This is a genomic window from Streptomyces sp. B1866 (genome assembly GCF_031932565.1).
Classification (GTDB): domain Bacteria; phylum Actinomycetota; class Actinomycetes; order Streptomycetales; family Streptomycetaceae; genus Streptomyces.
Genome location: NZ_JAVSCF010000499.1, coordinates 1 through 1,595, shown reverse-complemented (window position 1 = coordinate 1,595; position 1,595 = coordinate 1). Strand labels below are relative to the sequence as shown.

The following is a 1,595-nucleotide window of genomic DNA, read 5'->3' as shown; positions in this document are numbered from 1 at the left end:
CTTGTTCTTTAAGGTCTGACCTGGTCACGTTCGGCGATGCTCTCGGGTCGCTTGACCGTTTTGCCCACGTCGTAGCGGGTGGCGGGGTGTCGGTTCTTCGAGCCGGGTGGCCTGCCGGGACCGGGCCGGTTGGGTTTCGGTGCACGGGCAGGGCAGGGCAGGTGCGGGCGGAGGTTCCTGAACCCCCGGCGGACCCGGGCGGGGGTGAGCCGGCCGGGCTCGGCCGGCTTCTCCCAGGGGCGGCGGAGGTCGGCGGCGAGGGCGCGGGCGAGGCGGAGTTGGGTGTGGGCGGCGATGATCAGCCAGGTCCACCGGTCCGCCGCCTCGGGCGTGCGGAGCTTCGGGCGGGTCCAGCCCAGCGTCTGCTTGATCATCCGGAAGGTGTGCTCCAGGTCGAATCTGCGCAGGAACGCCTGCCAGCGCAGATCGACGTCCTCGCCCGGCAGGCCGGTGGCCGAGGACCACAGCCAGACGGGGAGTGGATCGTGGCCGCCGGGCAGGCGGTCGACCTCCAGGCGGATCAGCGTGCCCTCGATCACGGGGAGTTCGCCGGTGTGGTCGATCCACGCCGAGCGGGTGGTCAGCCGCGGGTGGATGCGGTCCCAGGTCATCGCGCGGGCGGTGCCGTAGCGGTCGGTGACCTGCACGGTCGCGGCATCAGGCTCACCCCATGTGCCGGGCTTGGCGAACCGGAACTCCTTGCCGTGCTTGGGCGGGCGCCCGCCCTGCGGCGGTGAGATCCACGGCACCGGGACCGGCTTGCGCATCACGCGGTCCGTGCGCATCCGCCCGAGGACCTCCACCGGCAGTCCTTCCAGCAGGTAGGCCATGCGCGGGGCGTCGTAGCCGGCGTCGAAGACGATCAGGATGTCGCGGTCGCCCCGCCGCCACCGCCCCATGCCGATCAGGTCCTCGACCACCCGGCGGACCTGGGCCGCGGTGACCTCGGCGACATCGTCGGCCGGCCCCAGCCGCAGTGCGTCCAGGATCTGGCACCACGAGGTCCGGCCCGACTCCAGCGCGGCGACGAACGAGTAGGGCCAGCCGGGCACGAACTGGTCCGACGAGCGTCCGCTGCGGCCGTAGACGTGGCAGAACAAGCGGTCCGGGCAGGTGGGTGCGTCGGGGCGGAGCCAGTGGGTGACGTCGACGGCCAGGACCAGGCGCCCGTCGGCGGCCTCGGGCTGCGGCAGCCCGGCCAGCACCTGCCGCAGCCGCGGCACCTCCACGTTCCCGCAGTTGAGCGCGTCGTACATCGCACCGTGCCCGCGCCGGTGCTCGGCCGTCAGCGTGAGGTCCACCGGCGTGGTCACCGGCCCGTCCGCGCACAGCAACGCGTCGGTCAGCTCGAACAGCGTGTCCCCACGCACGGGCAGGCAGTCGAAGAAGTCGTCCCGGAAGCGTGACGCCACCGCGAACACCTCCCGTCGGACGCCAGATTGCAGCAGACTCATTCCCTACGGCCTTCGTGCTGATCAAGTGCCTCTTTGGTCGGAGCACAGGATCAGACGAAGGCCGTGTTCACGTCTCCGGAATCCCCGTACGAGCGAGTGCGTTCGGGACATCGTTCGAGGTCAGACCTTAAAGAACAAGCT

General features: G+C 71.0%; 1 protein-coding gene. It reads right to left on the bottom strand.

What is annotated here, in order from left to right; all coding sequences use genetic code 11:
• Positions 1–8: 8 nt before the first annotated feature.
• On the bottom strand, positions 9–1,454 hold the full coding sequence (locus RKE29_RS29785; RefSeq protein ID WP_312008829.1) for an NF041680 family putative transposase: 1,446 nt from the start codon (positions 1,452–1,454) through the stop codon (positions 9–11).
• Positions 1,455–1,595: the final 141 nt, after the last annotated feature.

What these genes read in the sequence shown, in the direction of transcription:
- RKE29_RS29785 (WP_312008829.1), bottom strand. Translation starts at nt 1,454, where the DNA reads ATGAGTCTGCTGCAATCTGGCGTCCGACGGGAGGTGTTCGCGGTGGCG.